This window comes from Kitasatospora sp. NPDC047058 (genome assembly GCF_040643935.1).
Classification (GTDB): domain Bacteria; phylum Actinomycetota; class Actinomycetes; order Streptomycetales; family Streptomycetaceae; genus Kitasatospora.
This window is the reverse complement of the sequence record NZ_JBEYVJ010000372.1, coordinates 1-6,400: the sequence shown is the minus strand read 5'-3', so window position 1 is coordinate 6,400 and position 6,400 is coordinate 1. Positions and strand designations below refer to the sequence as shown.

Genomic DNA, 6,400 nt, shown 5'->3' with positions numbered 1-6,400 from the left:
CGACGAACCCCGCGCCCTGCTCACCGCGCTCGCCAAGGCGTTCGTCCGCGGCGTCCCGGTCGCCTGGGAGAAGCTCTACACGGGCACCGGCGCCCGGCGCGTCGACCTGCCCGCCTACGCCTTCCAGCGGCAGCGGTACTGGCTGACCGCCGTCGGCGGAAGCCGCGCCGAGGACCTCGGCCTCGGCACCCCGGCCCACCCCCTCCTGGGCGCGGCCGTCGAACTGCCGGCGACCGGCGGTGTGGTGCTGACCGGGCAGCTGGCCCGGTCAGCTCAGCCGTGGCTGGCCCAGTCGCTCGTGGCCGGCCGCGTGGTGGTGCCCACGGCGGCGCTGGTCGACATCGCGGTGCGGGCCGGTGACGAGGCCGGCTGCGGCCGGGTCGGGGAACTGACCGTCGAGATGCCCCTGGTGCTGCCGGAGCGCGGCGGCGTGCGCATCCAGGTGACCGTCGGTGAGGCCGACGCCGCCGGGCTGCGCGAGGTCGCGCTGTTCGCGCGGGCCGCCGAGGGGGAGTGGGTGCGGCACGCGTCCGGCACCCTGGCCCCGGAGGAGCCGGGCGGCGGCGCCGTCGCGGACACGTCGGCGTGGAGCGTGCCGTGGCCGCCGACCGGCGCCGAGGCGGTCGACGTCGACGCGCTGTACGAGCGGCTGGCGGCCGCCGGGCACGCGTACGGGCCGGCGTTCCGGGCGGTACGGACGGCGTGGCGGCGCGGCGACGAGGTGTTCGCGGAGGTGGCGCTGGCCGAGGGGACCGAGGTGCCCGGGTTCGGGGTGCACCCCGTCCTGCTGGACGCCGCCCTGCAGCTCGTCGGCCTGGAGCAGACGGCCGGGGAGGGCCTCTTCCTGCCCTTCGCGTGGAGCGACGTGGCCGTTCACGCGTCCGGCGCCATGGTGGCGCGGGTGCGGGTGGCGCCGTCGGCCTCGGGCGAGGGCGTGTCGGTGACCCTGGCCGACCAGGCCGGACAGCCGGTCGCCTCGGCGGGATCGGTGGTGCTCGGGCCGCTGGCCGCCGCCACCCTGGACCAGGCCGCGGGGGTGGCCCGGGACGGGCTCTTCCGGGTGGACTGGGTGCCGGTCGCCGCGACGGGGACGGCCGGGGAGCCGGGCCGTCCGTGGGCGGTGCTCGGCGACGACGGCGGCCTGGCCGTGCCCGGTGCCGCGGCGTACGCGGACCTGCCGGACCTGGTCGCCGCGGTGGAGGCGGGCACACCGGTGCCCGAGGTCGTGCTCGTCTGCTGCACCCCCGGCCCGGAGACCGCCGCCCCCGGCACCGCGGCCGCCGAAGGCCCCGCAGACTCCGGCGACGTGCCGACGGCGGCCCGGGCCGCCGTGCTGCGCGCGCTGGGCGTGCTCCGGGACTGCCTGTCGGCCGGCGCGCTGGACGGTTCGCGGCTGGTCGTGGTGACCGAGCGCGCCGTGGACGCCGGTCCCGGCGCGGACGTGCGGATGTCCGGCGCGGGCGTCGTCGGCCTGGTGCGGGCGGCCGCCGGCGAGCACCCGGAGCGGGTCGTGCTGGCGGACGTGGAGGAACTCGCGGACTCCGGGCCCCTCGTGGTGGCCGGAACGGCCCTGGGGGAGCGCGAGTTCGCGGTCCGCGGCGGGGACGTGCGGGTGCCGCGACTGGCGCGGGCGGCCGTCGCGTACGACCACGACGCACCGGCCGCCACCCGCCCTGACGCCGACCCCGCCGTCCGCCCCGCCACGGTCCTGGTGACCGGCGCCTCCGGCGCGCTGGGCGGCCTGGTCGCCCGGCACCTGGCGCTGACCGGACAGGCCGAACGGCTCCTGCTGGCCTCACGCCGCGGCGTGGCCGCCGCCGGGATGCCCGCCCTGGCCGCCGAGTCGGCGGCCGCCGGGGTGAGCGTTCAGGTGCTGGCCTGTGACGCCGCCGACCGCGCGCAGCTGGCGGCCGTCCTGGACGGGGTCCCGCTCACCGGGGTCGTCCACACGGCGGGCGTGCTGGACGACGGCCTCATCGGCTCGCTCACCCCGGACCGGGTCGAGCAGGTCATGCGGCCGAAGACCGACGCCGCCTGGCACCTGCACGAGCTGACCCGCGAGCTCGACCTGGACACCTTCACCCTCTTCTCGTCGGTGGCCGGCGTCTGGGGCACCCCGGGCCAGGCCAACTACGCGGCGGGCAACACCTTCCTGGACGCCCTGGCCGCCCACCGCCGCCACCTCGGCCTGCCCGGCGTGTCGCTGGCGTGGGGCCCGTGGGAGCAGGGCATGGCCGGCGGACTCGACGAGGCCGACCGCCTGCGGATGGCCCGCCAGGGCCTGAAGCCGCTGTCCGCGTCCGAGGGGCTCGCCCTGCTCGACGCGGCGGCCCGGGCCGCCGACCCCCTGCTGGTCACGGCGCGCCTCGACCTGCCCGCGCTGCGCCGCCCCGGGAGCGTCGTCCCCGCCCTGCTGACCGGGCTCGTCCGCCCCGGCCGGCGCACGGCGGGACGGTCCGGCCCGGAGACCGGGAGGAACCTGCTGAACCAGCTGGCCGCGCTGCCGCCCGAGCAGTTGGAGGAGGCGGTCCTGAACCTGGTCCTGACCCAGGCGGCGCTGGTGCTCAACCGGCCCGGCTCCGAGTCCATCGAGGCCGCCCGGTACTTCCGCCAGCTCGGCTTCGACTCGCTGACCGCGCTGGAGTTCCGCAACCGGATCACCGGGGCCCTCGGGCTGCGGCTGCCCGCCGCGGTGGTGTTTGACTACCCCACCCCGGTGGAGCTCGCCCGGTACCTCCGGGACCGGATCGCCGAGCAGGAGATCGACTACGAGCCGGTGCTGAACGAACTCGACCGGCTCAAGTCCCTGCTGACCGCGATCGCCCGGCGGGGCGGCCAGAAGGCGAAGATCACGAGCCGGCTCGAACACCTCCTGGAGGAGTTCCGCGGGGCGGACGCGGAGGGCGCGTCCTCCGACGAGGACGCCCCCTCCGACGAGGACATCATCGGGGCGACGGACGACGAGATCTTCGACCTGATCGACAAAGAGCTGGGGATCTGAGCATCCGGACACCGGCGGGAAAGCCGGCGGACCCCAACGGACCTGGAATGGCAGAGGAGTGACGTGATGATTTCCGCGGAGAGGCGCAAGCCTGCGGATCCGGGTGACGACGCGGGAGTCTCCCCCCGGGAAGAAGCGCTGTGGCTGTTCGAGTCGCTGGTGCCGGGCACTCCCGTGAACAACCTGTCCGCGGCGTTCGCCGTCGCGGGGCAGGTGGACCCGCTGCGGCTCGACGCGGCGCTGGCCGCCGTGCTGCGGCGCCACGAGGCGCTGCGCACCGTCTTCCGCAGTGACGGCACCCGGCTGGCCAGGCGCGTGGTCGGTCCGGACGAGTTCCGGCTGGACCTGGTGCAGGTCGTGCTCGCGGGCGAGCCCACCGAGGCCGACCTCGCGTCGGTCACGGCCGCGCCGTTCGCCCTGGACGGCGGGCCGATGCTGCGCGCGGTGCTCTTCCGCTCGCCGGACACCGACGTCCTCTGCGTCACGGCGCACCACCTGGTCTTCGACGAGGCGTCCGTCCCGCTGTTCCTGGCGGACCTCTCGGCCGCGTACGAGGGCACGGCCGACGCGGGCACGGCCGGCGGGGACGCAGCAGGCTGGGCCGGGCCCGTCCCGAGCGCGGAGAGCCTCGCCTTCTGGCGCGCGGAGCTGGCCGGCGCGACCACCGACACCATGGAGCTGGCCTGCACCGAGCCCGAGCCGGACCGGCCGACGCTGGCGGCGGCGCAGCTCGACCGCACCCTGCCGGCCCCTACGGCGGCCGCGGTGCGCCGCCTCGCCGGGGACCTCGGCGTCCCGGAGCCGGCGGTCCTGCTGGCCGCCTACTACGTGCTGCTGGAGGCGTGCGGCGCCGGACCGGACCTGCTGGTCGGCTTCCCGGTCGACGTCCGGCCGGAGCACGCGGCCCGCACGATCGGGTACCACGTCACCCATGTGCCGCTGCGGCTGCGGCTGGACCGGGAGGAGAGCGTCCGGGAGCTGGTGCGCCGCAGCGGCGAGCGGCTGCGCGCGGGGGCGGCGCACGCCGACGTGGCCGTGGACGCGCAGGCGGACCTGATGCCCGCGGCCGGGTCCGGCCGACGCTCGCTGCCCTTCCGGCACGTGTTCGACCACCGGGCCGGGGGCGGCCCCGCCGCGTTCGGCCTCGACGGGCTGACGGCCACGCCGTTCCCCGCGGTGAGCGGCTTCGGCAAGTTCGACCTCCAGCTCTGCGCCACCTCGACGGAGGACGCGCTCGCGCTGCGGGCCGTCTACCGGACCGAGCTCTTCGAACCGGCCTACGCCGAGCTGCTGTTGGCGCGCTTCGAGGCGGTGCTGTGCTCGTTCGCGGAGGACCCGGACCGCGCGGTCGGCGAGGTCGGCTGGTGGAGCGAGCGGGACCACGAGATCGTCGGGGCGGCGAACGACACCACCCGGCCGGTCGAGCCCGCCTCGGTGCTCGAAGCCGTCCACGCGCAGGTGCTGCGTACGCCCGACGCCGTGGCCGTGGTCGAGGGGGACCGTGCGGTCGGGTACCGGCGGCTGTGGAGCGCGGCCCACGCCGTGGGCGGCCTGCTCCGGGAGGCCGGCGTGCGGACAGGGGACGTGGTGGCGGTGGCGCTCCCGCGCGGGCCCGAGCTGGTCGCGGCGGTCCTCGGGACGTGGCTGGCGGGTGCGGCGTACCTGCCCGTCGACACGGCCCACCCCGGTGAGCGGATCCGCCACCAGCTCTCCGACTCGGCCGCGCGGGTGCTCCTCGCGTCCGCGGACGCGGCCGGCGGCCTGGCGCAGGCCGCCGGGGACGGCGTGGCCGTGCTGACCGCGCCCGCCGTCGAGGACGCACCGGACGCGGGGCCGGAGCCGGGGACGGACCCGGGGACGGAGCCGCTGCCCGTGGACCCGAAGGCCTGTGCGTACCTGATGTACACCTCCGGCTCGACCGGCCGCCCCAAGGGGACCCTGATCGACCACGCGGCCCTGGCCAACGTGGTCGCGCACTTCGCCGAGCAGTTCGGCGCCGCGGCCGGTGACACCACGCTGTGGACGACGACGTTCGCGTTCGACATCTCCGGCCTCGAACTGTTCGTGCCGCTGGTCTCCGGCGGCCGCCTGGTGGCCGCCCCCGACCAGGCCAGGAGCGACGGCCGGGTGCTGCGGGAGCTGATCGAGCGGTACGGGGCGCGGTTCGTCCAGGCGACGCCGACGACCTGGCGGCTCGTCATCGACCGGGTCGCGGACAGCCTGCGCGGCCGCAGCGTCATCGTGGGCGGCGAGCCGGTGCCGCTGCCGCTGGCCCGGCGGCTGGTGGCGGCCGGCTGCACGCTGCACCACGCCTACGGGCCGACCGAGACGACCATCTGGTCGACGTCACGCGCCCTCGTGGAGGAGCCGGAGGGCCGCTTCGACGTCGGCCGGCCGATCCGCAACACCAAGGTCCACGTGGTCGACCGGCACGGCCGGGACCTGCCGGTCGGTGTCCGCGGGGAACTCTGCATCTCGGGCGCCGGCGTGGCGATCGGCTACCACGGCCGGCCGGACCTCAACGCGCAGCGCTTCGGCGAGCACCCCGGGTACGGCCGGTTCTACCGGACGGGCGACGTGGCCTGCTGGCGGGCCGACGGCCTGATCGACCTGTTCGGCCGGAGCGACCGTCAGGTCAAGCTCCGCGGCAACCGGATCGAGCTCGGCGAGATCGAGGCGACGCTGCTGGCCCACCCCGGGGTCGGCGGCGCGGCGGTGATCATGGTCGGCGACCCGAGCGCGGACGCCGTGCTGATCGGCTGCCTGGAGCCGTCCGCGGGCGGCCCGGTCGACACCGCGAGTGTCTGGGCGCACGCCCGCGCCCACCTGTCCCGGTCGATGCTGCCCGGGGACCTCGTGACGGTCGACGCGATGCCGCTCAACGGCAGCGGGAAGGTCGACTACCCCGCGCTGCAGCGGATGGTCGAGGCCCGGCGCGCGGCAACGGCGGCCCGGCCCGGCGCGGGCGGCGCGAACGGCCAGGACCGCCCGGACCGCCCGGACCGCCAGGACCAGCCGGACCTGGACGACCTGACGGCCGAGCTGACGGGGCTGTGGCGGAGCATCCTGAAGGACGAGGCCCTCGACGCCGACACGGACTTCTTCGCCTCCGGCGGGAACTCCATGCTGGCCGCCCTGGCGATGCAGGAGTTCCAGAACATCAGCGGCGTGTCGATCAGCCTCGCCGAGGTGTTCGAACGGCGCACCCCGCGGGAGCTGGCCGCCGCCGTCCGGGACGCGGCGCGGCGGGAGGAGACGGCGGCCGCGGCCGGCTGACGGACGCCGGGGCGGGCGTGCGGGCGGGCACGCGAAGCGGCCCACGGGGGGGTGCCCCACGGCCGGCGCGGCCAGGCCCGCCCGCCGGTTCTTCGACCCCGCTCCCGCGGCGCCGCCGTAGGC

General features: G+C 76.9%; 2 protein-coding genes. Both read left to right on the top strand.

Features of this window, described 5'->3' with window-relative positions:
- Positions 1–3,001 (top strand): type I polyketide synthase (locus ABZ885_RS33100; protein ID WP_360196966.1); only part of this gene is annotated, 3,001 nt, incomplete at its 5' end.
- A 66-nt stretch (positions 3,002–3,067) separates the two neighbouring features.
- Complete coding sequence (locus tag ABZ885_RS33095) at positions 3,068–6,277, top strand: amino acid adenylation domain-containing protein (RefSeq protein ID WP_360196963.1); 3,210 nt, start codon at positions 3,068–3,070, stop codon at positions 6,275–6,277.
- The last annotated feature ends 123 nt before the right edge of the window (positions 6,278–6,400 follow it).

Bases quoted from the DNA above. Each gene is read 5' to 3' on its own strand.
- ABZ885_RS33095 (WP_360196963.1), top strand. From the start codon at position 3,068: ATGATTTCCGCGGAGAGGCGCAAGCCTGCGGATCCGGGTGACGACGCG.